The following is a 25,391-nucleotide window of genomic DNA, read 5'->3' as shown; positions in this document are numbered from 1 at the left end:
CTGCGCTGTCAGGCCAGAAAGGACCACCTCCCTTGATTACTGACCAGTTCGGCCGCCCCTTACGCGACCTGCGGATTTCGGTCACCGACCGCTGCAACCTGCGCTGCACCTACTGCATGCCGGCCGAGGTGTTTGGTCCCGACTACGCCTTTTTGCCCCAGAGCGAGCTGCTGTCCTTCGAGGAAATCGAGCGGGTCAGTCGCGTCATGGTGGGCCTGGGCGTGCAGAAACTGCGGCTGACCGGCGGCGAACCGCTGCTGCGGCGCGAATTGCCGATGCTGGTGGCGCAGCTGGCGCGGATTGAAGGCGTCCAGGACCTCGCCATGACCACCAACGGTCTGCTGTTGCCCCGCTTCGCTGCTGAGTTGAAGGCGGCGGGGCTGCAGCGCGTCACGGTCAGTCTGGACGCGCTGGACGCCGAAACGTTTGGACAGATGAACGGCCTGGGGGTGTCGCCCGAGAAGGTGCTGGCCGGTATCGACGCGGCCCTGAGCGCCGGCCTGGGCGTCAAGCTGAATACGGTGGTCAAGCGCGGCGCCAACGACGCTGGCCTGGCCGAGTTCTGGCGTGAGCTGCGCGGTAAGGCCACGGTCCGCTTTATCGAATTCATGGATGTGGGCAACCACAACGGCTGGGACCTGGGCCATGTGCTGCCGTCCGCCGAGGTGCTAGAGCGCCTGGCCGGTGAAGACCTTACCTTTACGCCGCTGCCGCCGCGCCATCCCGGCGAGGTGGCCAGCCGGTTCGCGTCTCAGGATGGGTATGAAGTGGGCCTGATTTCCAGTGTGACGGCCCCCTTCTGTGGCGACTGTTCCCGGCTGCGCCTCTCTGCAACCGGCAGCCTCTATACCTGTCTGTTTGCAGGCGAGGGGTATGACCTCAAGACCCCTCTGCGGGCCGGCGAGAATGATGCCCAGCTGCATGACCGCGTCGCTGGCCTGTGGCGCGCCCGGCGTGACCGCTACTCGGAGGAACGCGGGGAGCAGACTGCAGGGCGGCCCCGGATTGAGATGAGCTTTATCGGCGGCTGAGCCTGACAGGCCAGGGGCAGGCGCTACACTGAAGAATGTGACAGATTCCATGTTCTCCTGGGTGGTCCGCCTGTGAGTGCTGACATTCAGCCGTTTGACTGGCACCGCATGTTCATCGGGGAGATGACCCCGCTTTTCATGCTGGAAATCGTGTTCCGCACGGTGGTCATTTTTGCTTGGCTGCTGCTGCTGCTGCGGCTGTCGGGTCAGCGCAGCTTGACGCAGCTGGGCCCGCTGGAGCTGGCGATCGTGATCGCGCTGGGTTCGGCTGCCGGTGATCCGATGTTTTACGCGGATGTTCCTCTGCTGCACGGCATGCTGGCCCTGGCTCTGGTGGTGGGAATGCAGCATGTGATTTCAGTTTTGATTGTCCGCAGTGAGACGGTAGAAACCCTGCTGCAGGGTATCCCGCTGGAAATGGTACGCAGCGGCGTGCTGAACCTGGAGAACATGCGCCGTGCCAACCTTAGCCAGGAGGACGTGTTCGAGTACCTGCGCCGTGAGGGCGTGCGCCAGCTGGGAGAGGTGCAGCGCGCTTATCTGGAGCAGAACGGGACATTTAGCGTGTTCAAGCATCCTCCCGGTGAGGCGCCCCCAGGTCTGCAGGTGGTGCCGCCCTGGGACTTGGAACCTCCCCGGCCGCTGACAGGTGCGAATGCTGGCCCGCTGGTGTGTGCTTCCTGTGGGTCTCCGGTGGATGAGAAGGGCGATACGGCTTGCTTATGTGGAGGCCAAGAGACGGTTCCTGCTGTTGTTGACCCTTTGCTGCATGCTTCCTGATCTACGGTTGTCTGCCCTGTCCTTGCCGGTGTTCTGGGTTGCTCACGGGAAGTGCTCTTCCCTGGCTAAAAGAGATAATCTGCGAATTACACATAGACAAGTCACATAGTCCCTCTATCTACTACATGCCTTTCGATCTGTTTGCTTCAGGGCTAATGCTTTCGCTGTGGCAACTGTGTTCTCCTCTAAGCATTCGCTTGGGCTAAAGCTTCTCCTTGGAGGGAAGAGGAGAAAGGTGTGGGGTTATCTTAATTTTTGTAATCTGAATATTATATAAGAGGGTAGACAGCTTCCTCACAGAATGGACGAGAAGGCCCCTCGGCGGACGGTTGAGGAGTACGGGATAGGGCGAAATTCATCAGCAGCTAGACTTCTTCTTTCCTAAGGGATTTTAGGAGAGAGAGACTCAATCTCCTGTGCAGAGAGTCAGGGCTTGAAAGCTCAGTGCCTCAGAGAGGTCGAAAACAGGGCTATTCATTCGCCCCTGGTCTGCGCCCCCCCGCCCGTCCAACTTTAGGTTGGAACAGCAGATTATGACTGGGCTGTGGCCGCGGTCTGCTCAGGACGTAGCCAGTGTGCAGGCAGCACTATTTCGGTGGCACTAATGGCGGAAGGCCGGGCAATGGTGACTTCACGGCTGTGGGTTACGAAATCACGCCTCGCTTCAGGGACTCTCCAGCTCACCAGGCAGCGCTCCAGCGGTAAACGCGCCGCTGCGAACGACGGTCATAAGCGGACCGTCGGCGCGGTCCTGACAGGTAGTTGCTGCTTTGCTCTGAAGGTTCAACATCGGCCGTGCTCGGCTTCCGCGTGCCATGACGTACGGGCCTGAGGCGGTAGAGCTGTCACTCGGCAGCACTGCCCTACAGGAGCATGACCGAATCAAGAACCCCTGGCTGGTAATCGGAGGCCGTGCTGAGGGCTTTCAGGGCTGAGGTCTTTCAGTGCGTGGCTTCAGCACTGTTGATGAGTCGGCTTGTCTCCCCGGTACCGTCCAAGACCTCATCAAAAATGAGAAGGGTTCAGGAACTTTAGACAAAGATGGAGAACGTGGCGGGTGGCTTGTTGCAAACGGCGCGGCAGGATTTCGCAGCTCTGCCCTCCCTTGCGCAGGTCCTGCGGCTGAGAGATTTAAAGAAGGAGCCAACCCGCTCCTGACCATCCCAGGCCCGCCAGCGTCTAAGCTCATGAGCATGACCAACACCACCCACCGCGATCTGATTACCAAGCACATGCCTGTCTTCTGCGCCGAGGGAAACAACCACGGCCTGGTAGACCACCTGGACGGCGACTACATCAAGCTGGTCAAGGACGAGCAGGGCCAGCACCACTGGCTGCCGCTCAGCGCCGTGGACCACGTGGACGAGTACGTTCACCTGAACCTCAGCCACGCCGAGGTGGCCCAGCAGTGGCTGACCGAAGACCCCCATCCGCAGCACCGCGACTGAACCACGGAAAAACACAGAAGAACGCAGAACCCCGGCCCCCTTCCAGAACCGACTGGCGGGGGCTTTTTCACGTCCAGTGGGGCATATTCCCTTGTCTGAGGGGCGCGGAGCGTACACTAGGACTTCCAACTCTCAACTTCCAACAGCCGTTCCCTACCCTACGGAGGCCCACATGCAAGACGACACCACCTCACCGCCGCAGCCACAGGCGCTCACCACTCCGGTACAGCTGACCGTCAACGGCATGTCCTACCGCCTCGACCTCGACCCCCGCGCCTCGGTGCTGGACACCCTGCGCGACCGCCTCGGCGTGATGTCCGTCAAGAAAGGCTGCGACCACGGGCAGTGCGGAGCCTGCACGGTGCTTGCTGACGGCAAGCGCGTGCTGTCGTGCCTGTGCCTCGCCGCGTCCTACGACGGCGCCGACCTCGTGACTGCCGAGGGCTTGGGCAGCGTGCAGAAGCTTCACCCCATGCAGCAGGCCTTCCTCGACCACGACGGCTTTCAGTGCGGGTACTGCACGCCGGGGCAAATCTGCTCGGCGGTGGGGATGCTGGACGAACTCGCGCAGGGAATGCCCAGCCACGTCACGCCGGACGTGCGGGCAGCGGCGCAACTTAGCGACGCCGAAATCCGCGAGCGCATGAGCGGGAACCTGTGCCGCTGCGGAGCGTATGTGAACATCGTCTCGGCCATCAAGGAGGTCGGGGAGGCCATGCAGGCACAGGCCACGCCCCCGGCCCCGGCCGGCGCGGAGGTCAGGGGATGAAACCTTTCACCTTCGAACGGGCACAGAGCGTCGCCGACGCCCTGGATAAATTGCCGCCCCAGGGCGCGTACCTGGCAGGCGGCACCAACCTGGTGGACCACCTGCGCCTGGGCATCCGCGAGGTGTCGGCGCTGGTGGACGTGTCGCGCCTTGACCTGACCGAAATCGCCCCGCTGCCGGACGGCGGCCTGCGCGTCGGCGCACTGGTGAAAAACAGCGACATGGCCGCGCATCCGCTCATCCGGCAGCGGTATCCGATGCTGGCCGAGGCGATTCTGGCCGGCGCCTCCGGGCAGATTCGGAACATGGCGACCACCGGCGGGAACCTGCTGCAGCGCACCCGCTGCGTGTACTTTCAGGACCTCACGGCGCCGTGCAACAAGCGGGAACCCGGCACGGGCTGCTCGGCCATCCACGGCTTTGGGAAATACAACGCCCTGCTGGGCACCTCCGAGCACTGCGTGGCGGTTCACCCGTCCGACATGTGCATTCCCCTGGCCGCACTGGACGCCGCCGTCGTTGTGGAGGGCAAAGGGGGCGCGCGCCGCATTCCCTTTGGCGACTTCCACCGGCTGCCGGGCGACACGCCGCACCTCGACACCAACTTGCAAGCAGGCGAGCTGATTACGGCGGTGGAGCTTCCCCCGCTGCCCGTCGCCGCGCACTCCACCTACCGCAAGGTACGCGAGCGGGCGTCCTACGCTTTCGCGCTGGTGTCGGTGGCAGCCGCGCTGCGGGTAGAAGGCGGCCATATTCAGGACATCCGGCTGGCCTTCGGAGGGACCGCGCACAAACCCTGGCGGGCAGACAAAGCCGAGGCTGCCCTGAAAGGGAAGCCCGCCACCGCCGAGAATTTCCGCGCCGCGGTCGAAGCTGAACTGTCGGGCGCCAGCACCGGCCCGGAGAACGCCTTCAAGGTGCCGATGCTCCGCAATACGGCAATGTCGGTGCTGGAGGAACTATGCGGCGGCAAGACGGCCCAGCGCCGCGCCGAGCAGGGAGGCGAGGCATGACGGCCGACGCGAGGACCGGCAAGGCAGAAAGCAGCGTCGGCCAGGACCGGGTCCGCATCGACGGCCCACTGAAAGTGACTGGCACCGCGCCTTACGCCTTCGAGCAGCCAGTGGAGAACCCGCTCTACCTGTTCCCGCTGACCTCCACCATCGCCAAGGGCAAAATCCGCCGCATCGACGCAGCGGCAGCCCGCGCTGTGAGCGGCGTGGTAGACGTGCTGACGCATGAAAACGCGCCCAGGCTGCTCGCCAAGACCGACGCCGAGCTGTACCTGCTGCAGTCGCCCGACGTGCATTATTTCGGCGAGTACATCGGCGCGGTGGTGGCCGAGTCGCAGGAAATCGCCCGCCACGCGGCGGGCCTGGTGCGGGTGGAGTACGTCGCCGAAGCGGAGGACACCGCCTTTCGCCCCGGGCACCCCGGCGAATACAACCCGAAGAAGATCAACACCGGCAAACCCGCCGACACGCAGCAGGGCCAGCTGGAAGAAGGGCTGGCGCAGGCGGTAGTCACGGTGGACGAGGTGTATACCACGCCCTACGAACACCACAACCCGCTGGAAATGCATTCCATCACCGCGACGTGGGACCGTGAGCGGCTCGGAGGCGTGCTGGGGGTGCTGGGCGAGCGGCCCCGCCTGCAGATTTACGACGCTTCGCAGGGCGTGTCGTTCGTGCGGCTGATGCTGGCGCCGCTTCTGGGGCTGCTCCCGCAGCAGATCGAAGTGATTTCGCCCTACGTGGGCGGCGCGTTCGGTGCCAAGGGCATTCCCCACGCGCAGGTCATGCTGGCGGTGCTGGCAGCGAAGCGGCTGCCGGGCCGGCCGGTAAAGTACATGCTGACCCGCCAGCAGATGTTCCGCTCGGTGGGGCACCGCCTGACCACCCATCAGCGCTTCCGGCTGGGTGCAGCGGCGGACGGCACCCTGACCGCCATCGCCCACGACGTCAGCCAGAGCAGCAGCCGGCTCAAGCAGTTCGCCGAGCAGACGGTCAACGCCACCCGCCACCTTTACGCCGCGCCGAACCGGCAGACGACCACGCGGATGGTGCCGCTGGACATCGGCCCCGCTACGTTCATGCGGGCACCCGGCGAGTTTCCGGGCATGTTCGCGCAGGAAACGGCCCTGGATGAGCTGGCGGTGCGGCTGGGGATGGACCCCATCGAGCTGCGGCTGCGCAACAAGCCGGACACCGACCCGGAAAGCGGCAAGCCCCATTCAAGCCATTACCTGAACGAGTGCCTGCTGGAAGGTGCCCGGCTGTTCGGCTGGCAGGAGAGAAAAGCGCCCGGCGAGCGGCAGGCGGGCGAGTGGCTGTACGGCATGGGCGTCGCTGCCGCCACCTACCCGCGCCAGATGACGGTGCCGACAAAGGCCAGCGTGCGCTTCGCGGGCGGGCGCTATGTGGTGAGCATCGCCGCCGCCGACCTCGGCACCGGGGCATGGACGGCACTCACTCAGATTGCCGCCGACGCCCTGCAAGTGAGCCAGAATGAAATTCAGCTGCAGCTGGGGCACAGCGACCTGCCCTTCGCCCACCTGGCCGGCGGCTCCACCGGCACCTACAACTGGGGCAGCGCGGTGATGGTGGCGGCAGTGAAGTTCCGCAGCCAGTATGGGCAGACCCCGGCAGAAGGCGACGAGGCCGAAGGCAGCGCCTACTTCCCGGACGAGTCCAAGAAGTACGTGCTCGATGCCTACGGTGCCCATTTTGCCGAAGTGAAGGTCAGCCGCGTGACCGGCGAAGTGCGCGTGACCCGGATGCTCGGCGTGTACGACGGGGGCCGCATCATCAACCCACGGACCGCCAACTCTCAGTTCATCGGCGGGATGACAATGGGCATCAGTGCCGCGCTGCACGAGGAAAGTTACCTGGACTCGCGGCCCGGCTACGGCCATGTCGTGAACAGTGATTTTGCCGGCTACCACATCGCCGCCAACGCCGACGTGCCGGATGTGCAGGCCCGCTGGATCGAACACCCCGACCCCATGTTCGGCCCAACCGGAGCCAAAGGCATCGGTGAAATCGGCATCGTGGGCGTGCCGGCCGCCATCGGCAACGCGATTTACAACGCGACCGGCAAGCGGCTGCGCGAGTTGCCGTTCACGCCGGACAAGCTGGTGGAGTAGCGGCGCTGCGGCTGGACAGGCCCCCGCGGATGAGGTACGTTCAGCCTGTCCACCACAGCTCCGGACCAGCAAACCGTTCGCGGTGTGCCCGCCCCTTCCTCTTTCCTGTCAGGAGGTTCCCTTGTCTACTCTCACGCCCCTGCCCAGCCCGCTGGCCGGGTTCCATGCGGTCAGTCTCGCCATCAACCTGCCGGGGCCGGCGGCCGCGCATCTGCTGACCCAGCAGGGTCTGGCTGTGACCAAAGTGGAGCCGCCGGGCGGGGATTTGCTGTCCTGGGCGGCCCCGGAGCTGTACCGGCAGCTGGCCCAGGGGCAGGAGACCGTGGTCCTGAACCTGCGCACACCGGAAGGACAAGCAGAATTCCAGCGCCGGCTCCTCTGCGCCGACCTGCTGATTACCAGCCAGCGGCCGGCGGCCCTGGCGCGGCTGGGCGTGAGCCAGGAGACGCTGCACGCCCTGAACCCGCAGCTGTGCTGGGTCGCCATCGTGGGCGATACGGACGTGCCGGAGGTGCCAGGCCACGACCTGACCTACCAGCTGCAGGCCGGGCTGCTGTCGCCACCGGCCATGCCGCGCACCCTGCTGGCCGACCTGGCCGGTGCCCAGGACGCTGCCCGCGCCGCGCTGGGGCTGCTGCTGGGGCGTGAGCGGGGCCAGGCCCAGCGCTGCGCCCGCGTGGGGCTCAAGCAGGCAGCCGGGTTCTTCGCCGCGCCGCTGGACGCTGGCATGACCGTGGGCGGGGGCCTGCTTTCAGGCGCCCACCCGCAGTACCGGCTCTACCCGGTTCAGGGCGGCTGGGCTGGGGTGGCGGCGCTGGAACCGCATTTCGCCGCCCGGCTGCGGGACCTGCTGGGTGCCGGTGCCGGGGCATTGGAAGAACAGGAACTGGCCACGTGGCTGGCCGGCCTGAGCGTAGACGAGTGCAACCGGCTGGCCGAGGAACATGACCTGCCGGTACATGCGGTGCAGCTGGACACTGGACAGGTGGCCGGCACCGCGCAGTGAATGGCCGGGATTCAGCGGGAACCGGCTACAGTTCGCCGTGCTGTGTGGGGCACTGCATATCGTACAGAGCAGTGCAGCCGACGCGGAGACGGTGGGCCTGGTCATGTGGGCACCTGTAGCCGGAGCTGGCCTGCGGCCTTTCGCCGCTGGACCTGCTGGCAGAGTGGCTGGCACAGGCCCGCCCGGGCTGGTGCAATGGCCGGGAATTTTACCGCTGGGCTTCGGTCCACACAGTTGCGCGGTGCCCATGACCAGGAACTGCCGGCCCGGTTGCGGCAGGAGCGGGAAAACAGCGTGCCCACAGCGGAGCCAACGCGGACCCATCTTTCCGGCTCGTCTAAACTTGACTGAACCGGTCGGAATAGCTCAGTATAGACAGCGTGACTATGCCGTGCCGGTCAAGGCACGCTGACGGTGCGCTGCCCTGGGGAAGGGGGCCGTCACCGCAAGGAGACGCCCATGAATGCCATCAAACCCCTGCGAGAGAACCTTTACCGCTTCGCCCTGTGCCAGCTGGCCCTGCTCAGCCTGGGGGCCGGCGCCCAGGCGGCGCCACTGACCATCCAGCACGATGAGGGCACCGCCCAGATAGATGCAACCCCCGAGCGGCTGCTTGTGATGGACGAGGAAGCCCTGGGCTGGGTGTACGCCCTGAACCTGGAGGACCGGGTGGTGGGCCTGGGCAGTTCTTACCTCACCCCCGAGATGCTGGACGGCGGCAAGGTCAAGGCAGACGTGCTGGAGCGCGGCTTTTTCGGACACGGCCGTCTGAAATCGCCCACCTACGTGGGCAGCTGGACCGCCCCCAACCTGGAGACGGTCACGGCCCTGGCCCCCGACCTGACCGTGCGGCTGACCTGGGACGGCAACGAGAATTACAAGCAGCTGAGCGCCGTCTCCCCCACCCTGGGCTACAAGGAGGGCGGCCCCGACTTCTGGAAGCGGGCCGTGACTGACCTGGGACGGATTTTCGGGCGCGAGGAGCGGGCCGCCGCCGTCGTGAAGCTGCCGGACAACGTGAACCGCTACAACCGCGCCGCGCTGGAAGCGGCCGGGGTCTTGGAGCGCTTTCCCAAAGTCGTGGTGGTGGCCCCATTTGCCGGCGGGTCCAACTGGGTGTACAGCAGCACCCGCCTGATTGATGACCTGCGGGCGCTGGGCTTCAAAGACGGTATCCAGCTGAGCAAGACTACGCTGGGCGTAGGCGCCGAGGTGAGCGAGGAAGCCCTGCTCGGCCTGGACAAGCAGACGCTGGTGGTGGTCTTCCCGCCCGGCGGCGAATACAACGGTGCGGCCGAGTTCATGGCGAGCGCGGTAGGCCAGCAGCTGAAAGACCAGACGGTGCTGTACGAACCCGAGGAGTTCAGCCCCTATTCCGGCCCACTGACCCAGGCCCGCAACTCCAGCCTGGTGACCAAAGCTATTCTGGAGGAGTTTTAAATGAGCGCCACAAACTTCCATCTACGGCTTAAGGCCTGGCTGCTCTGCGGTCTGCTGGCCTCGTGCGCAGCACCGGCCGACGATTCGGGCGCCGGGCAGAGTGCCAGCAGCGCCAGCTCGCAGGCTTCCACCAGTTCACAGGCCTCCACCAGCTCGCAGGCTGCCGCCGGAGCCAGCGGCCCCGCTGCGAGTGCGGCCGCCGCTACGGCAGCGTTTCCAGTCACGGTCAAGGACCTGCGCGGTGAGCAGGTCTTCCAGCAGGCCCCACAGCGAATCGTGGCGCTGGAGTTCGGGCCGATGGACGCGCTGGCCCGCCTGGGTGTCCGGCCCATCGGTATCGCTGCTGACGGCGACAAGGCCAACGAGATTCTGCCGCACCTGCGGCCTTATTACCCGCCCGGCAGTACCGAGCTGGTGGGCAACCGCCACTCCCCCAGCCTGGAAGCCATCGCCGCACTCAAGCCGGACCTGATTGTGGCCGACGAGCAGGACCACGAGCAGATTTACAGCCAGCTGAGCCGTATTGCACCTACCCTGCTCTACCGTTCCTACCGGGGCAGCTACGCAGACCAGGTGGCGCAGTTCCGCGACCTCAGCCGCCTGACCGGGCACGCGCAGGAGGGCGAACAGGCGCTGGCCGAGCATCAGGCGCTGTTCGATGAGGTCAAAGCCACGGTCAGCCCCAGCGCCGGGCGGGTGGTGGTTGGTGTTCTGGCGCCTACCGGCTTTTTCGTGCACTCCCGGCTGTCGTACCTGGGCAGCATCCTGACCGAGCTGGGCCTGGACAACCCGGTGGAGACCCAGGAGGGCGAAACGCAGTATCTGCTCAGCCCCGAAGGGCTGGCGGCCCTGCAGCCCGACACCCTGATTGTGCTGTACAACCCCGAGGACCAAGCGGCGTACGAGAAGTTCCGTGCCGAGCCGCTGCTCGCCTCGCTGCCGGCCGTGGAGGCTGGGCGGGTGTACGTGTTCAACCGCGACGCCTGGGCCAAGGGCCGGGGCATCATCGGGCTGCGGGGTATCCTGAACGACATGAAGACCAGCGGTGTCCTGAGCGGGGCGGCGGCTCCGGCAAAACAATCGGTGGCCCCCGCACCTGTACAAGCTTCCACCCCGTGACCAGCGGTCCGGCGAACGCCACCTCCCGGCTGCCGCTGTGCGCCGACGTATCGCGGCACAGCGGCGCACAGCCAGCGGGCAGCGCCCACCGCTGGGACACCTGCATCGCTTTTGAAGCCACCGTGCATGAGTGGGACCTGTTCCGTGACCCGGCGCGGATGAGCGAGCCGCAGCGCCGGGCCATGAGCGTGCTGGGAGACTGGGTGGCACAGAGCGGCCTGGGCTACGGCCTGCTGATGTTCGCCCCGCGCGACCTGACCACCTTTGATGCCCGCCGGCGTCAGGTCAGGGTGTATACCCGTCCGCCAGGACCGCTGGGCAGTTTCGTGCGGCAGGATTTCTGCGCGGGCGAAGAGGAGCTGTGGGCGCTGTTCAGCGAGCATGTGGCCGGTGTGGGCCACTCGGCAGCCGAGCCGGTCGCCCCGCAGGCCGGCTCCGACTGGCACCTGTGTACCCACGGCCGGGTGGACAGCTCCTGCGGCAAATACGGCGCGGCCCTGTTCCAGACGCTCCACAGCGAGGAACCCCGCCTGTGGCGCACCTCGCACTTCGGGGGGCACCGCTTCGCACCCACCCTGCTAGAATTGCCGGCCGGGCGCTACTGGGCCCACCTGACCCCGGAACTGACCCGGCAACTGGCGCGGCGCACAGGCGACTGGCAGGCCCTGGCAGAGTGTTACCGCGGCTGTGCGGGCTTCTCGCCTGCCGCCCAGTATGCCGACGCCGCCGCGTTCCAGCAGGCTGGCTGGTGGTGGCTGGACGCCCGCCGCGAAGCCGACGTGCTGCGCCAGGACGAGGACGGCTTCGAGGTAGAGCTGCACTACTGGCCGCCGCAAGGCCGGGGCCAGCCTGGCCGGGTGCACGTGCAGGGCGAACGCACCCACACGCTGCACCTGCCGGCCAGCAGCCATGCACCGGAGCTGTATCCCGAACCGCAGTACCGCCTGACGCTGGCAGGTCACCTGTGACCCGCCCAGCCGCCGGGCGGCCCACCGGCTGGGCACCGCTGTGCTACCTCGCGGCAGCGGCGCTGCTGGGGGTGGCCTTTATCGTCTCGCTGGGAAGCGGAGCGCTGCACATCGCCCCAGAGGAGGTGCTGCGGGTCTTGCAGACCCCCGACGACTCACGCGAGAGCCTGGCGGTGTGGACCCTGCGCTTTCCCCGCACGCTGGCCGCCGGGCTGGCCGGCGCGGCACTGGGGGTCAGTGGACTGCTGCTGCAGGGCGTGACCCGCAACCCATTGGCCGACCCCGGCATTCTGGGGGTGGAGGCCGGCGCCGCCCTGGCGCTGATGCTGGGCGTGGTGTTTTTCCCGGCGCTGGGCGGCCTGAGCGTGCCGCTCGCCTTCGGGGGCGGCCTGCTGGCAGCCGGGCTGACGCTGGGCTTCGCGGCCCGCTCGGGCTTTACCCCGCTGCGGCTGGCCCTGAGCGGCATGGCGGTAGCTGCGCTGTGCAGCGCCGTGACCCGCAGCATTCAGATTCTGTGGGAGGACCGCGCCCAGGCCGCACTGGTGCTGCTGAACGGTTCGGTGGCCGGGCGCACCTGGGAGGACCTGGCCCGCACCTGGCCCTGGCTGGCGGCGCCGCTGGTGCTGGCGCTGCTGCTGGGCTCCCGCGTCAACCTCCTGGCGCTGGGCGAGGACGTGGCCCGCAGCCTGGGGGCGCAGGCCGGGCGCGACCTGCTGGGCCTCAGCCTGCTGGGCGTACTGCTGGCCGCCGGCGCGGTGGCCCTGACCGGGCCGCTGGGCTACGTGGGGCTGATTGTGCCGCACCTGGCCCGCGGGCTGCTGGGCCGTGACCACCGCCTGACCCTGCCGCTCTCGGCCCTGCTGGGCGCGGCGCTGCTGATCCTGGCCGACGTGGCCGCCCGGCTGATAGACGCCCCTGCCGAAACCCCGGTGGGCCTGCTGATTGCAGCCCTGGGTACACCTTTTTTCATTGTGCTGGCCCGGCGTATCCGCGCCTGAGCCGCAACGGAGAACCTGACATGACCCACCTTGCCCCGCTTGCCCCTTTCCGCCTGTCCCGCTTCTCGCCGGCCCTGGGCCTCAGCACTCTGCTGCTGGCCTGTTCGCCGCAGCCAGGGGGGCAAACGGGGAGCGGCGCTGCAGCTGCTCAGGCCGCGGCGCCAGCCACATCACAGGCCGCCGGAGCGGAGCCGGCAGCCTCCGGCACAGCCACTTCCAGGGCGGATGACCAGGAGGCCACGCCCCGCGTGGTCGCGCTGGAATACTCCTATCTGGACATGCTGGCGGCACTGGGCGTGCAGCCGGTAGGCGGCGCACTGGGCAACACTGGAGCCGAGCGGGGGGCACCGGCCTACTTGCAGGAATACCTGCAGGGCGTAGCCGATGTAGGCACCCGCGCCCAGCCCAGCCTGGAGGCCATCAGCGCCCTGAAGCCGGACCTGATTCTGGCCGACTCCAAGACCCACGCGGAGGTGCTGCCGGCCCTGCACAAGCTGGCCCGGACACAGGACTACCCCAACCGTTCGGCCAGCTACGACGACGTGATGGAGCAGCTGCGCAGTGTGGGTGAGCTGACCGGGCGGCGGGAGCAGGCCAGCGGCGAGCTGGACCGGCAAGCGGCGCTGCTGGCAAGCGTGAAATCCGTAGCCAGCGCCGGCGCTCCCCCCGTGCTGGTGGGCGCAGCGACCCCCGAAGGGTTCTGGGTCCACTCGGACCAGAGCTTTGCGGGCAGCCTCTTTGAGAAGGTGGGCCGCCGGAACGTGGCCAGGGCGCAGGACGGCGAAGTGATTTATCAGGTGAGCCTGGAGGGTTTGGCCGCGCTGAACCCGCCTTCGCTGGTGCTGATGACGGCGCAGGACGAGACGCCCATCACGGTCAAGTGGGCTGCCAACCCGCTGTGGCAGGGGCTGGACGCGGTCAGGGCGAACCGCGTGTACGAGGTGGACCGGGACCTGTGGTCGCGTTCGCGTGGTCCGCTGTCGATAGAACGTATTTTCGGGCAGATGCGTGACAGCGGCCTGCTGATGAATGAGGCCCCCGCCCCCGGATTCCGGGCACGGCCATGACCTTCTCCCTGCCCCCACGTGTAGACCACGTCCCGCCGCAGGGGTGGCGCCAGGCGGCCCTGCCGCTGGGCCTGGGCCTGGGCGTGCTGACGCTGGCTTTTTTCGCCCTGGGGGTGGGCGCTGTCCCCACGCCGCCCGCCGACCTGTGGGCCGCGCTCAGTGGGCAACCGGGCGAGACCGCCGACCTCACCCGCCGGCTGGTGTTCGACCTGCGGCTGCCCCGGGTGGTGGCGGCCCTGCTGGGCGGGGCGATGTTTGCAGTCAGCGGAACCATCTTGCAGGCGGTGGTGCGTAATCCCCTGGCCAGCCCTGACCTGGTGGGGGTGGGAGCGGGCGCCGGGCTGGCCGTGATCCTGCTGCTGCTGGTGCTGCCGGATGCGCCGGGCTGGCTGCTGCCCTGGGGCGCTTTCCTGGGAGCCTGGGGGGCTTTCCTGCTGGTGCTGGCGCTGGCCCATAGCGGGGGTGCCGGGGGCGGGGCGCGGCTGCCCCCAGTGCGCCTGGCCCTGCTGGGGGTGGCCGTGGGGGCAGCCTGCGGGGCGCTGGGCCAGCTGGCGCTGCTGCGCGCTCCAGACCACGTCGGCGGGGCGCTGGCGTTTCTGGCCGGCACGGTCTACGGAGCCGACTGGGCACGGGCAGGGCGGGCCTTGCCCTGGGCCCTGACGCTGCTGCCGGCCGCATGGTTGCTGGGCCGCCGCCTGGACCTGCTGGCACTGGGCGAAGACACGGCGCTGGCGCTGGGACACCGGGTTACGATGGGCCGCTACGGCGCCTTGCTGGTGGCGGTGGGTCTGGCGGCCGCCGCAGTCACGGCCTGCGGGGTGCTGGGCTTCGTGGGGCTGGTTGCCCCGCACCTGGCGCGGCTGCTGGCCGGCAACCTGCACGGGCGCACCTTGCCGGTCAGCGCCCTGCTGGGAGCCGCACTGGTCCTGGCCGCCGATACTCTGGGGCGTATCCTGTCTCCCCCGCTGGAAGTGCCGGCGGGCCTCATCACCACGCTGCTGGGGGCACCCTATTTTCTGTATCTGCTGCGGCGCGGCAGGTAACTCCGGCACAAAGGAGAGCCGACCAGATGACCGAACCTATTCCCCCCCGCCCGCTGGAAGCCAGCCACCTGACGCTGAGCTACGGCGAACAGGCGATTTTGAACGACCTGAACTTCGCGCTGCGCGGCGGCGCCGTCACCTCGCTGGTCGGTGCCAACGGCTGCGGCAAGTCTACGCTGCTGCGCGCCCTTTCGCGGCTGCTGGCCCCCAGCGGCGGCGCCGTGATGCTGGACGGTCAGGACCTGCACCGGCTGAACCCGAAGGAAGTGGCCCGCCGGCTGGCGATTTTGCCGCAGGGCCCGGTGGCGCCCGAAGGGCTGACCGTCGAGCAGCTGGTCTGGTTCGGGCGGCACCCGCACCAGGGGTTTCTGGGCACACGCGGCGAAGCCGACCGGGCGCAGGTCGCCTGGGCCATGAGCCAGACCGGCATGACCGCCTTCGCAGGCCGGCCGCTGGACGCCCTGAGCGGAGGCCAGCGCCAGCGCGCCTGGATTGCCATGAGTCTGGCCCAGAGCACCCCGGTACTGCTGCTGGATGAACCCACCACCTACCTCGACCTCAGCCACCAGCTGGAGGTGCTGGAACTGGTACAGCGCCTCAACCGCGAACAGGGCAAGACGGTGGTGATGGTGCTGCACGACCTGAATCAGGCGGTGCGCTACTCGGACGAACTGGTGGCGGTCCAGGGCGGGCGCGTCTACGCTCAGGGGGACCCGGCCGCCCTGATGACGCCGGAGCTGCTGCGTGACGTGTTCGGCCTCAAAGCCCATGTGCTGCAGGACCCCGACACCGGGCGGCCGCACATCATCCCCTATGCGGTGGCGCGGGTGCTGTAACTACAGGCAGCGGGCGCCGCGGCAGCGCGGCAGCGGAGTACAGTAAGGACCATGATTCCCACCGTCGCCATCATCGGCTGTGGCAACCGGGGTGCCGACGTGTATGCCCGGCACCTCCAGGAGGAGGGAGCCCAGGTCACCCACCTGGTGGACCCCCGCGCCGAGCGGCTGGCCGAGGTCGCGGCCCGGCTGGGAGTGCCGCCGGAGCACTGCTTTGCGGACGCGGCCGAGTTCTTTGCCCTTGGCCGGGTGGTTGACGCGGCCGTAGTCGCCACGCCAGACGGCATCCATACTGACCCCTGCTTGAAGGCCCTGGCACTGGGCTACCACGTGCTGCTGGAAAAGCCCGTGGCCCTGAACGAAGCCGAACTGGACTTGCTGCTGACTGCCGAAGCTGCGTCCGCCGGGCGAGTCAGCGTCTGCCACGTGCTGCGGGCCACTCCCTTTTTCCGCGAGGTGACCGCCACGATTCGTTCGGGCCGGCTGGGACGGCTTATCGGCATACAGCTCAACGAGAATGTGGCCCACTGGCACTACGCGCACTCTTACGTGCGGGGCAACTGGCGCGCCTCGCCGCCGGCCGCGCCCTTCATTCTTGCCAAGAGCAGCCACGACCTCGACCTGCTTCGCTGGTGGGCCGCCGCCCCGCCGCTGCGGGTCAGTTCGGCAGGTGGGCTCTTTCATTTCCGCCCGGACCAGGCCCCGCCCGGCGCGGCGCGGCGCTGCCTGGACTGCCCGGTGCTGGACTGCCCCTCCGACGCCCGCGTCATCTACGGCACCCGCGACCCACACGCCTGGCCGGTCACGGTGCTGACCGCCGGGGGCCGCAGCCTACGCAGCGCACTGGAAGAAACCTCTTACGGCGAGTGCGTGTACCTGGGCCACAACAATGTCTGCGACCACCAGACGGTCACGGCAGAGTTCGCTGGTGGAGTCACCGCCACACTGACCACCACCGCCTTTACCCACAACAACACCCGCACGCTCAAGGTGCTGGGGTCGCACGGCGAGCTGCGCGGGCAGCTGGAGCTGGGCGAACTGGAGTGGCACGACTTCCGCAGCGGCGCAGAACCAATGGGCACAGAACCAATGGGCGCAGGGCAAAAGAGCAGGGTGCAGCGCTGGACCGTGGACGTGAGCGGCAACCACGGCGGCGGCGACGTGGCGCTGGTCCGTGATTGGCTGGCCTTTTTGCGCGGCGAACGCGCCATCCCTACCCCGCTGGCCGAATCGCTGGACTCGCACCGGCTGGCCTTTGCCGCCGAGCGGGCACGGCTGAGGGGGACCGTAGAGCCACTGACCGTAGACAGATAAGCAGCGGCCCCCACCCCGGTTAAGTGTGAGGGCCGCTATTTATTCTCCGGCGCTTAGCGCGAGCCAAAGCCGGTCAGGATGGTCATCACGGTCTTCCAGACAATTTGCAGGTCCAGGGCCAGCGAGCAGTGCTTGACGTAATAAAAATCGTAGCGCAGCTTCTCGGTAATCTGGCCCACACTGTCGGTGTAACCCTGGGTGACCTGCGCCCAGCCGGTAATGCCGGGGCGGACCCAGTGGCGCGAAGAATACATCGGGATACTTTCTTCGAACTCCACCGTAAAGGCCCACTGCTCGGGGCGGGGACCGATGATGCTCATTTCGCCGCGCAGCACATTCCAGAACTGCGGCAGCTCATCCAAGCGGAATTTGCGGAGAAAGGCTCCTACCGGAGTAATACGCTGGTCGCCCTGCTTGGCGAAAGCCGGACCGGAGCGCTCGGAGTCGCGGGTCATGGTGCGGAACTTGACCAGCTGAAACGGCTGGCCGCCGCGTCCCACCCGCTCCTGCCAGAACAGGATGGGCCGGCCGCTGTTGAAGTACACCACGGCAGCCACCACCGCCATCAGCGGCAGCAGCACCGGTAAGGAGACCAGGGTAAAAAACACATCGAAAAAGCGCTTCCAGGGCAAGTAGCCGGTCTGGAACGCAGCTGGCGTGACCCAGGTTTCGTCCACGTCATCAAGCGAGACCCGGCCGGTCAGCTCTTCTTCCAGCAGCCGGCCCGATACCACGGGCAGGTTCATCAGCTGGGCATGTTCGAGGACGCGCTGCTGCAAAGCGCTGTACTGCTCAGGGCGGACCACCAGTGCGTCCACCTGCTGCAGGGCTGCAGGCTCCTGCGCCGAGAGCACAGTAGGGCGCAGGTGCCGCTCCTGCAGGTAAGGCAGCAACTCGGGGTCCGGTGCAGCCAGCATGCCCAGCCGCACGGGAGGCCGGCGGCGCTGCAAGGCCACCTGCACAGCGGCCGTCAGCAGCAGCCAGAGCAGGTGCACCGGAACCAGCAGCGCGATGTGCTCCGCGTATCCAGCCGCCGCAAACAGGGCCGCCGCCACCCCGAAGGCCGCCAGCGGCAACAAGTAGGCCGAGCCCGCCTCGGAGAGGGTCGAGCGGTGCGACAGCAGCACTCCAAGAATTCCGGCCACCAGCCACAGCCGGGTCAGCAGGCCCTGCTCTGCTCCACCGCCCATACCGGAGAAGCCAGGAATGGCCGCCGCATGCAGCATCCAAACCAGCACAGCCATCCCGCAGAACATCAGGAAATCCCAGCCTAGGGAGGAACGCTCAGTCAGCGCACGCCGGGGAGAAAACAGAGAGGAAGACAAAGAAGCCACACTGACATTAAAGCGAATTCATCCGGCGGAACATAAGGATTGATGCTTGTGACAACCGCAAAATATTAATGTTAAAGGTGGGGTGGGCCATGCAGTCACCGGGAACCCAGAGCATTTCTGGGCCCCCGATGAGACAAGAACGCTGTCTTACTCGTCGCTGCGCTGCCACTCCGCTTGCACCAGCGGCCAGGCCAGGCCGTAGGTGTCGTCGTACTTGCCACGCCACACCAGCGCCCAACCGGAGCCGAAAGGTTCGGCGTCGCCCAGGCGGACAGCCCGCTGGGCCTCCATCGGGGTGACCCAGGCGGCGTAGCGCAGGTCACGGCGCGAAAGCCAGCCCTGCTCCCGCGAGCGGGCGATGACCGCTTCACCTTCCGGGCCGTAGCCAATCAGCACCGGCACGGCCGAATTCGGCTGCGCGTTGAGCTCGCTGGCCAGCGAAGCGAACTGCTGCTCGCGCCGCAGACCCAGCCAGTGCCCCAGGCGGCCACCCTGTTCCAGAGCACGCAGCTGCGAAACATAACGGCGCTGGGCGGCCGGGTCACTGAGGGCGTGGCCCTCAGCCAGCAGCCGGGCCGTGAGGCGGCTGTGTTTTTCCCAGGACTGCGGCAACGCCACGTCACGCAGGGTAAACAGCAGCAGCGGTCCCCGGCTCAGCTGGGCCGCTTCGGTCAGGTGGGGCAGCGGCGCCAGCAGGTGGTACACCCGGTCGAACTCGCCGACCGGCGTGGAGGGCAGTGTGGTCGCAATCACCGTCAGGTCCGGTGCGTTTGCCCGCTCGGCCAGCGCCGACATCTGGTGGTCCAGATGCGCGCGGCACAGGCTGCTGGACAGCAGCAGACTGCCCGGCAACATCCCCGCCAGGCGGGCAGCACTGGCCCGCGAATACAGCACCACCAACGTGCGGCCCGGTTCTGTCCCGAGGCGGACCGCCAGTTCCGGCAGGGTGAGCGGCTCACCGGGCAGCGACACGTTCAGGCTGCGTTCAGGCTCCTGCGGCGCAGCCCATCCCTGCGGCAGCGGCCGGTAGTCGGCGGGCCAGAGGGTGTCCAGGGCCGGCAGCGCGATGACCGTCCAGCCGAACAGGGCCGTGGCGTCGGTCAGCAGCGAGGTCACCAGCTCCAGGCGGTCGGCCGGCAGCGTCTCCAACCCCTCGATCAGGAGCGGGCGCGAGAGCAGCGCCGGCAGGTCGGGCAGCTCCCAGTTCCAGGCTGCGCTGAGTGTGGCCACCACATGTTCCAGCGACACCACTTCGGCCCCGGCCTGAAGCCCACGGCGCAGGCCCCAGCGCCCGCCCCAAGAAGCGCTGGCCCACTGCACCGGCGGCCGGCCAGCGCTGCCGGACACCGACCGGCCCAGGCCCTGCACCAGTTGGCGACCCGCGCTCCAGCGCTGCCGCTCAGGCAAGGCCGGCAGCCGCCACAGGCCTGCGCCCACCTCCGCCGACGTGAACAGCGTTCCGGTCAGCAGTTGCTCGGCCGTGGCAGGAGGCTCAGCCACCAGCAGACCGGCCAAGGCGCGCACATACATCTCGCGCTGGGTTTCGGTCCACTCGTCCAGGGCCGCCTGGGGACGCAGAATCTCGGCTGCGGCAGCCACTAGGTCGGGGGGGCACGGCTCAGCCAGCAGCCGTTCTCTTTCCTCGCTGTCGAACAGACCACCGCTGCGGGCCAGCAGGGCGCAGGCCAGCTCGGCCTGTCCACTGGCCGCTGCCAGCCGCGCAGCCAGCAACGGGTCCCCGCCACTCAGTTCACGTAGCTGCGCCGCTTGCTGCAGGTGCAGGGCCAGCGCGCCCTGCGCCAGAGGTTCAGTTCCTGCTGCCATAAGTCACCTCCTCGCGGGGAGCCGCCGTGAGCGGTGCCCCGTACCCGTAAGTCTCGCCCGCAGCGGGGTAGCGGTTTAGCACGAATCCCAGCGGGCGCACGCCCAGCCGCTGCGTTTCCGAAACCAGGCGGTCCACCTGAGCCTGCGGCGTGCCCACGCTGACCACCAGAATCAGACCGTCCAGCAACCTGGACAGCGCCAGGGTATCGGCAATCATCAGGACCGGCGGGGTATCTACCAACACGATGTCGTACTGCTGACCGACGGACTGGATGGCGCTCAGCAGCGGAGCAGGCTCCAGCCGGGAATCCTGCAGCACCATCAGGTCTACGTGCGGCTGCACCTCGGTCCACAGCTGGGTCGTCCCGGCCTGATGCACAGGCGCGGCACCCTGGTCCCGCATCAGCAGCTGCTTTTGCTGGTGGCGGTACACGTCGGCGTCCACGACCAGCACTCTCATTCCCCGGGCCGCATAGGACATGGCGAGACCGGCCGTGGTCACACTCTTGCCCTCGTCCTTGTCGGCACTGGAAATGGCGACGACTGGAGGCCGGCCCGCCGCTTCTCCGCTGCGCTCTCCCAGTCCCGACAGCAGCCCCAAGCGCACGAATTCCATTCCGCTATGAAACCCACCATTTTGCATGAAGGGGCCGATGCTGGCCGGTTGCTGACGGCCGGGAAGCGGGGGCAGCATCCCCAGAATCGGCAAGTTGAAGGGGCGCAGCGCGTCTTCGTCCTGCACGCGCTGAACCAGACGGTCGCGCAGCAGCGCGAAGAGCAGCCCGAAAAAGAGGCCCGCACCCAGCACCAGCAGGGCGTCGCGCAGCGGGCGGGGAGAGATAGGCGCTTCAGGCAGCACGGCACCCGAAATCAGCGACAGCGTTCCGGTGGCGGTCAGCCGCAGCACTTCCAGCTGCTGCAGCGACCGCGTGACTTCGGCGCGCATCTGGTCGGCGGTGCCCGCAGTGACCGGCTGCCCCGCCACGGTGGTCCCGCCGCGCAGCTGTTCCAGCTGATTGGTCAGATTGGTGCGGGCACGGTTGACCCCTTCCAGAGCGCGGTTGCGGTCCCATTCCAGCAGGGCCTGCGTAAAGGCGTCGGCCGCCGCCTTGGCGGCTTCGGGAGTGCCGGCATGGGCCACGATTTCGTAGTTGCCCACCAGGTTCTGGTCAATGTCGGCCTGCAGGTTCACGGTCTGGTAATTGCCCGAGCGCAGCTCTGCGCGGACCGCCTCGGAAATCAGCTGGTACTGCTGATCATCGGGCAGCGACTTTTTCAGTCGGGCCAGCGCGCTGGTGGTCACCTCGGGGCTGCGGAGTGCACGGCTGACCACGCCGGCAGGCAGCCCCGGTGCGCTGACCAGCGAACTGGACAGCACATCGTTGCCTGAACTGGACGGCAGCGCAGCGAGGCCGGCAGACGCCTGATAGACCGGCGGACGCGACTGCGAATAAAAGTAGGTGGCGGCGGACAGCAGCGCCGGAATCAGCAGCAGCGGCAACAGCGCCCGGCGCAGCACCCGGGCCAGATGGGCCACGTCAAGGTCCTGCGCCTGGGAGGGAATCCGGGTCATGCGCCTTTTCTCCAGCGCTGTCCAGCGGCGGCGCACCTAGAGTAAAAGAGAACTGGCCGTCGGATTGTGCTGAGAAAGTTCATGTTGCGTCCAAGTATAGTCGGCGCATGAAAGTTTTGGTGACAGGGGGCGCAGGATATATTGGGAGTACGACTTGCTCTGCGCTAGAAGACGCTGGACACACGCCGGTGGTCCTTGATTCGCTCGTAATGGGTGCCCGGGAATTTACCCAGGGCCGCACCTTTTATGAGGGCGATGTGGCCGACAGCGCTCTGGTCCGCCAGATTTTTGCAGAGCACCCCGATATCCAGGCCACACTGCACTTCGCGGCGCGGATTGTGGTGCCCGAATCGGTGGAGCAGCCGGGCCTCTACTACCGTGAAAACGTGCTGGCCAGCCTCAGCCTGTTCGAGACGCTGCTGGACCTGGGGCAATCACGGGTCATTTTCAGCTCCAGCGCCAGCGTGTATGCCAGCCCGCCCGATTACCGCGTCACCGAGACCAGTCCCATGGCTCCCATGAGTCCCTACGCCCGCACCAAGCAGATGGTCGAGGACATCCTGAGCGACCTGTGTACGGCGGCGGCCCAGGCGGGGCAGCCCCTGCGGGGCATTGCGCTACGCTATTTCAACCCGGTGGGCGCGGACCCGCAGGGCCGCTCGGGGCCCTACTTGGAAGACCCTTCACACCTGCTGGGACGGCTGGTCAGCGCGGCGCGGGGCAGCGGCGAGTTCTCTATCACCGGCACCGACTACCCCACCCGCGACGGCACCGGCCTGCGCGACTACATCCATGTCTGGGACCTGGCACAGGCGCACGTGGCGGCGCTGGAGAACTTTGACCAGGCCTTTGAGCGGGCGCGGGAAGAACTGGGCCAGGAGGTCAACTCACTGATTATCAACGTGGGCACCGGCAACGGCGTCACGGTACGCGAGCTGGTCGATGCTTTTTCCCGCATTTCGCCCCAGCCGCTGCGCGTGACCGAAGCGCCGCGCCGGCCGGGCGACAATGCCGGAGCCTACGCCGATATCGGCCGGGCCCAGCGCTGGTTGGACTGGTCCCCGCAGCGCACCACCGACGACGCCCTGCGCACCGCGCTGGACTGGGCCGAACAGTGGAACAGCCGCCGCTGAGCTGGCTGCTGAACTGGCCGTCACCAGGCTGATAGAGCAGCGCGGGAACGGAAACATCAGGGGGCACCCCAGTTCGGGCGCCCCCTGATGTTTCCGCTAGAACCGGCCTCAGCGCGAGCGGCGGGCCAGGCCCAGCATCAGCGCGGCTGCACCGGCCGCGGCCGCCCACTTCCAGGGACGGGCTGCACGGGCCGCCTGCTGGCGTTTTTGCCAGGCTTCGGCGTAGAAGTCGTCCCACAGTGCCCATACCTTATTCCTGGGCAAAATTCTCGCTCACCCAGGCCTGGCTCTGGCGTCCCAGCCGCTCGCGCAGCGCTGCGTCGGACAGCAGGCGCACCAGGGCGTCCGCCAGCGCCGGAACGTCGCCGGCCGGCACCTGCAAGCAGGTTTCATCTGCCACGCCGGCGTCGCGCACGCCGGAAGCGTCGGTCAGGACACTGGGCACGCCGTAGGCCCCGGCTTCCAGCACCACCATGCCCAGGCCCTCGTGGCGGCTGGGCAGCGTGTGGACCGTCATCAGTGGGTAAAGGCGGCTCATGTCCTTTTCAAACTCCACCTGAACCAGGCCCGGCGCCTCACGGAAAGCACGCATCGCTTCGTCCGAAAGCGGATTGGCCGGGTCCGGCACGCCGACCAGCAGCAGCCGGGCCTGCGGGACCTGCGCGTGGACCTGCGCCCAGGCCAGCAGCAACTCCTCAGTGCCTTTTTGCGGAGCCATGCGGGCCACGAAGCCCACCACGGGCGTGCCTTCCGGCAGGCCGAGTTCCTCGCGGGCTGCGGCCACGGCGGCCGGGTCCGGCTGGGCATAACGCTCTACCGGAATCCCTGCGGGGCTGCCGGCCCCCAGCACCCGAATCTTGCTGGCAGGCACCAGGCCCAGGGCCACGGCTTCGTCGCGGTTGGAAGGGCTGACACACAGCACCTCGTGGGCGCAGGCGGCGGTCAGGCGCTCCATCATCAGCAGCACCGGGCGCAGCAGGGCCAGCCGGCCGGTCGCCGCCGTTTCGCTGCGTAGGCCGTGGATAAAGTAGACCCGCAGCGGCACGCCCAGCGCGGCCCCCACCAGCCCGCCCAGCAGGCCCGCTTTGGGGGTGGAAAAGTTAATCACGTCGGGGCGGACCCGCGCTGCTACACCCAGCAGCTGCCCCAGGGCGGTCAGGTCGCGGCGTGGGGAGATTTCACGCGCAAACGGCACAGCGTGGTGGGCCGCTCCACTGGCATCTATGGCCCGCTGCACCTGGTCAGCCGGCTCGGCGGGGGTCACGGAATGAACGTCCCAGCCCTGGCGGCGCAGGTGCCCGAAGTGCTCGGAGAAGAACGCCAGCGAGGCGATGGCGGTGGTGGTGGTATAGAGAATGGTCTGCGGCCTGTCTTTCATAGAGAATCCTTCCGGGGAAGCAGCAGGGAGCGTACAGCCCGCTGAAAAGCGCTGCGCTCCCGGTCCAGTACGTCGTCGGCATAGTCGCGGGCCAGGGCAAGGTTGCGGGCGCTGGCGGCGCTCAGGGCGGCCGGGTCGGCGGCCAGTGCCCCCCACACGCGGGCCAGAGCGGCCGCGTCGCCGGGCGGCACCAGATATTCGGCGGGAATCAGCTCCGGAATCCCGCCCACCGACGACCCGATAGCCGGCAGCGCCTGGGCCTGAGCTTCCAGCAGCACGCGGGGCAACCCCTCGGTGCGCGAGGGAATCAGAAACAGCTCTGCAGCAGCGAGGTCAGCGCGGACTTCGGCGGGCGTGCTGCGCTGGCCCACGAACTCCAGATGCTCTGCCACGCCCGCCTGTGCGGCCTGCGCTTCCAGGCTGGGGCGCAGCGGGCCGTCGCCCACGATGCTCAGGCGCACGTCCTGTCCCCGGCGGCGCAGGAGGGCCAGCGCCTCAATGGCGACGTCGGCGGCCTTGTGGGGCTGCTCCAGGCTGCCCACCAGCACGGCCAGCCGGGCCGGCCGGTCATAGCGGCGCGGCGCAGCCTGAAACGCTTCCGGCGGCAGATGCACGTCCGAGACACCGAACGAGGGACGGCCCCGGCGCGGTGGGTAACGGCGCTGTAGGGCCTCACGGGTCACATACTGGACGGCGCCCGCCTGGCGGCACTGCAGCTGCGTCAGCCCTGTCAGGAGCGCGCGGAACAGGGGCCGCAGGGGATGCCGGGTGCCGTCCGGGCCGTAGCCCATGTAGGGGTCGTTGACCACCTCGGCAGCGAAGGGGCGCCCCTGCGACTGCCGCAGGCCGGCAGCGAGGTGGCCCAGCAGACCCGAGAACCGCACAATGACGGCGTCTTCCGGTTCCAGCCCCCGGCGCAGCGTCCGCAGCACGGCGGGCAGCCGCCGCAGCAGCCCCAGTGGCCCCTGGTAGTAGGGAACCTGCAGCACCTTCACTCCGGGGCCGTCCACCCGGCGGTAACCCGGCGGGACCGAAGCCACCTGTTGCGAGCGGCCCACCACCTGCACTTCCTCGAACGTGCTCAGATACCGCTGCCAGTGGGCATAGGTGGCGTGCCCGTTGTCGTAGGTCGCCCCATCCGCCGTATGAATAAACCGCTGTTCCAGAACCACACTGACACGCAAA

22 protein-coding genes are annotated in these 25,391 nt (G+C 67.7%); 16 read left to right on the top strand and 6 right to left on the bottom strand.

Annotation, left to right across the window (positions count from 1 at the left end):
- Nucleotides 1-32 precede the first annotated feature (32 nt).
- From moaA to DEIPR_RS13060, 15 genes are all read left to right on the top strand, one after another.
- A complete protein-coding gene (moaA, locus tag DEIPR_RS13130; protein WP_013623218.1) occupies nt 33-1,031 on the top strand; it encodes a GTP 3',8-cyclase MoaA in 999 nt (332 codons plus the stop codon).
- A gap of 72 nt (nt 1,032-1,103) precedes the next feature.
- Complete coding sequence (locus DEIPR_RS13125; protein WP_013623217.1) at nt 1,104-1,811, top strand: DUF421 domain-containing protein; 708 nt, start codon at nt 1,104-1,106, stop codon at nt 1,809-1,811.
- Between the two features lie 1,187 nt (nt 1,812-2,998).
- A complete protein-coding gene (locus DEIPR_RS13120; protein WP_013623216.1) occupies nt 2,999-3,259 on the top strand; it encodes a DUF2171 domain-containing protein in 261 nt (86 codons plus the stop codon).
- Between the two features lie 172 nt (nt 3,260-3,431).
- The gene (locus DEIPR_RS13115) at nt 3,432-4,028 is read left to right on the top strand and encodes an aldehyde dehydrogenase iron-sulfur subunit (RefSeq protein WP_013623215.1); all 597 of its coding nucleotides are present in this window, start codon (nt 3,432-3,434) and stop codon (nt 4,026-4,028) included.
- A complete protein-coding gene (locus DEIPR_RS13110) occupies nt 4,025-5,041 on the top strand; it encodes an FAD binding domain-containing protein (protein ID WP_013623214.1) in 1,017 nt (338 codons plus the stop codon). Before DEIPR_RS13115 ends, DEIPR_RS13110 begins: the two co-directional genes overlap by 4 nt.
- Entirely contained in the window at nt 5,038-7,173 is a 2,136-nt protein-coding gene (locus DEIPR_RS13105) for a xanthine dehydrogenase family protein molybdopterin-binding subunit (protein ID WP_013623213.1), read from the top strand. Before DEIPR_RS13110 ends, DEIPR_RS13105 begins: the two co-directional genes overlap by 4 nt.
- A gap of 121 nt (nt 7,174-7,294) precedes the next feature.
- On the top strand, nt 7,295-8,179 hold the full coding sequence (locus DEIPR_RS13100; protein ID WP_013623212.1) for a CoA transferase: 885 nt from the start codon (nt 7,295-7,297) through the stop codon (nt 8,177-8,179).
- Between the two features lie 459 nt (nt 8,180-8,638).
- Entirely contained in the window at nt 8,639-9,619 is a 981-nt protein-coding gene (locus DEIPR_RS13095; RefSeq protein WP_013623211.1) for an ABC transporter substrate-binding protein, read from the top strand.
- Entirely contained in the window at nt 9,620-10,738 is a 1,119-nt protein-coding gene (locus tag DEIPR_RS13090) for an ABC transporter substrate-binding protein (RefSeq protein WP_013623210.1), read from the top strand.
- Nucleotides 10,735-11,706 (top strand): sucrase ferredoxin, encoded by a 972-nt coding sequence (locus DEIPR_RS13085; protein ID WP_013623209.1) that lies wholly within the window; start codon nt 10,735-10,737, stop codon nt 11,704-11,706. Before DEIPR_RS13090 ends, DEIPR_RS13085 begins: the two co-directional genes overlap by 4 nt.
- Nucleotides 11,703-12,704: a FecCD family ABC transporter permease gene (locus tag DEIPR_RS13080; protein WP_013623208.1), complete on the top strand. Its 1,002-nt coding sequence runs from the start codon at nt 11,703-11,705 to the stop codon at nt 12,702-12,704. The genes DEIPR_RS13085 and DEIPR_RS13080 overlap by 4 nt, the downstream gene beginning before the upstream one ends.
- 20 nt (nt 12,705-12,724) lie before the next feature.
- Nucleotides 12,725-13,771 (top strand): ABC transporter substrate-binding protein, encoded by a 1,047-nt coding sequence (locus DEIPR_RS13075; protein WP_013623207.1) that lies wholly within the window; start codon nt 12,725-12,727, stop codon nt 13,769-13,771.
- Nucleotides 13,768-14,814: a FecCD family ABC transporter permease gene (locus DEIPR_RS13070; protein ID WP_013623206.1), complete on the top strand. Its 1,047-nt coding sequence runs from the start codon at nt 13,768-13,770 to the stop codon at nt 14,812-14,814. Before DEIPR_RS13075 ends, DEIPR_RS13070 begins: the two co-directional genes overlap by 4 nt.
- A 26-nt stretch (nt 14,815-14,840) precedes the next feature.
- Nucleotides 14,841-15,650: an ABC transporter ATP-binding protein gene (locus DEIPR_RS13065; RefSeq protein ID WP_013623205.1), complete on the top strand. Its 810-nt coding sequence runs from the start codon at nt 14,841-14,843 to the stop codon at nt 15,648-15,650.
- A gap of 51 nt (nt 15,651-15,701) precedes the next feature.
- Entirely contained in the window at nt 15,702-16,964 is a 1,263-nt protein-coding gene (locus DEIPR_RS13060; protein WP_013623204.1) for a Gfo/Idh/MocA family protein, read from the top strand.
- A gap of 53 nt (nt 16,965-17,017) precedes the next feature.
- Here the strand turns inward: DEIPR_RS13060 and DEIPR_RS13055 are convergent, their stop codons facing one another.
- The 3 genes from DEIPR_RS13055 to DEIPR_RS13045 all read right to left on the bottom strand — a co-directional run bounded on the left by DEIPR_RS13055 (nt 17,018) and on the right by DEIPR_RS13045 (nt 21,695).
- The gene (locus DEIPR_RS13055; protein ID WP_245532768.1) at nt 17,018-18,208 is read right to left on the bottom strand and encodes a sugar transferase; all 1,191 of its coding nucleotides are present in this window, start codon (nt 18,206-18,208) and stop codon (nt 17,018-17,020) included.
- 237 nt (nt 18,209-18,445) lie between these two features.
- Complete coding sequence (locus tag DEIPR_RS13050) at nt 18,446-20,122, bottom strand: hypothetical protein (RefSeq protein ID WP_013623202.1); 1,677 nt, start codon at nt 20,120-20,122, stop codon at nt 18,446-18,448.
- Complete coding sequence (locus DEIPR_RS13045; protein WP_013623201.1) at nt 20,106-21,695, bottom strand: tyrosine-protein kinase family protein; 1,590 nt, start codon at nt 21,693-21,695, stop codon at nt 20,106-20,108. The genes DEIPR_RS13050 and DEIPR_RS13045 overlap by 17 nt, the downstream gene beginning before the upstream one ends.
- Nucleotides 21,696-21,802: 107 nt before the next feature.
- On the opposite strand from DEIPR_RS13045, the gene galE reads away from it, so the two are divergent.
- Nucleotides 21,803-22,828, top strand: coding sequence for a UDP-glucose 4-epimerase GalE (galE, locus tag DEIPR_RS13040; protein ID WP_013623200.1), 1,026 nt, complete (start codon nt 21,803-21,805; stop codon nt 22,826-22,828).
- Nucleotides 22,829-22,936: 108 nt separating this feature from the next.
- On the opposite strand, the gene DEIPR_RS14290 is transcribed toward galE, so the two are convergent.
- The 3 genes from DEIPR_RS14290 to DEIPR_RS13030 are packed head-to-tail and all read right to left on the bottom strand — an operon-like array spanning nt 22,937 to nt 25,390.
- Nucleotides 22,937-23,092 carry a hypothetical protein gene (locus tag DEIPR_RS14290; protein WP_169310715.1) on the bottom strand — a complete coding sequence of 52 codons (156 nt, stop codon included), beginning with the start codon at nt 23,090-23,092 and terminating at the stop codon, nt 22,937-22,939.
- The gene (locus DEIPR_RS13035) at nt 23,079-24,206 is read right to left on the bottom strand and encodes a glycosyltransferase family 4 protein (RefSeq protein WP_013623199.1); all 1,128 of its coding nucleotides are present in this window, start codon (nt 24,204-24,206) and stop codon (nt 23,079-23,081) included. Before DEIPR_RS13035 ends, DEIPR_RS14290 begins: the two co-directional genes overlap by 14 nt.
- Nucleotides 24,203-25,390 carry a glycosyltransferase gene (locus tag DEIPR_RS13030; RefSeq protein WP_013623198.1) on the bottom strand — a complete coding sequence of 396 codons (1,188 nt, stop codon included), beginning with the start codon at nt 25,388-25,390 and terminating at the stop codon, nt 24,203-24,205. Before DEIPR_RS13030 ends, DEIPR_RS13035 begins: the two co-directional genes overlap by 4 nt.
- Nucleotide 25,391: the final 1 nt, after the last annotated feature.

Origin of the sequence: Deinococcus proteolyticus MRP, from assembly GCF_000190555.1 — a bacterium.
GTDB lineage: Bacteria > Deinococcota > Deinococci > Deinococcales > Deinococcaceae > Deinococcus > Deinococcus proteolyticus.
Note: the sequence above shows the minus strand (reverse complement) of the source record. Positions and strands in the feature narration are given on the sequence as shown.

Excerpts from the sequence above, each read along its gene's own strand:
- DEIPR_RS13095 (WP_013623211.1), top strand. The coding sequence starts at position 8,639 with ATGAATGCCATCAAACCCCTGCGAGAGAACCTTTACCGCTTCGCCCTG.
- DEIPR_RS13110 (WP_013623214.1), top strand. The coding sequence starts at position 4,025 with ATGAAACCTTTCACCTTCGAACGGGCACAGAGCGTCGCCGACGCCCTG.
- DEIPR_RS13070 (WP_013623206.1), top strand. The coding sequence starts at position 13,768 with ATGACCTTCTCCCTGCCCCCACGTGTAGACCACGTCCCGCCGCAGGGG.
- DEIPR_RS13090 (WP_013623210.1), top strand. The coding sequence starts at position 9,620 with ATGAGCGCCACAAACTTCCATCTACGGCTTAAGGCCTGGCTGCTCTGC.
- galE (WP_013623200.1), top strand. The coding sequence starts at position 21,803 with ATGAAAGTTTTGGTGACAGGGGGCGCAGGATATATTGGGAGTACGACT.
- DEIPR_RS13105 (WP_013623213.1), top strand. The coding sequence starts at position 5,038 with ATGACGGCCGACGCGAGGACCGGCAAGGCAGAAAGCAGCGTCGGCCAG.
- DEIPR_RS13065 (WP_013623205.1), top strand. The coding sequence starts at position 14,841 with ATGACCGAACCTATTCCCCCCCGCCCGCTGGAAGCCAGCCACCTGACG.
- DEIPR_RS13120 (WP_013623216.1), top strand. The coding sequence starts at position 2,999 with ATGAGCATGACCAACACCACCCACCGCGATCTGATTACCAAGCACATG.
- DEIPR_RS13050 (WP_013623202.1), bottom strand. The coding sequence starts at position 20,122 with ATGGCAGCAGGAACTGAACCTCTGGCGCAGGGCGCGCTGGCCCTGCAC.
- DEIPR_RS13075 (WP_013623207.1), top strand. The coding sequence starts at position 12,725 with ATGACCCACCTTGCCCCGCTTGCCCCTTTCCGCCTGTCCCGCTTCTCG.
- DEIPR_RS13060 (WP_013623204.1), top strand. The coding sequence starts at position 15,702 with ATGATTCCCACCGTCGCCATCATCGGCTGTGGCAACCGGGGTGCCGAC.
- DEIPR_RS13055 (WP_245532768.1), bottom strand. The coding sequence starts at position 18,208 with ATGGCTGTGCTGGTTTGGATGCTGCATGCGGCGGCCATTCCTGGCTTC.
- DEIPR_RS13045 (WP_013623201.1), bottom strand. The coding sequence starts at position 21,695 with ATGACCCGGATTCCCTCCCAGGCGCAGGACCTTGACGTGGCCCATCTG.
- DEIPR_RS13115 (WP_013623215.1), top strand. The coding sequence starts at position 3,432 with ATGCAAGACGACACCACCTCACCGCCGCAGCCACAGGCGCTCACCACT.
- DEIPR_RS13035 (WP_013623199.1), bottom strand. The coding sequence starts at position 24,206 with ATGAAAGACAGGCCGCAGACCATTCTCTATACCACCACCACCGCCATC.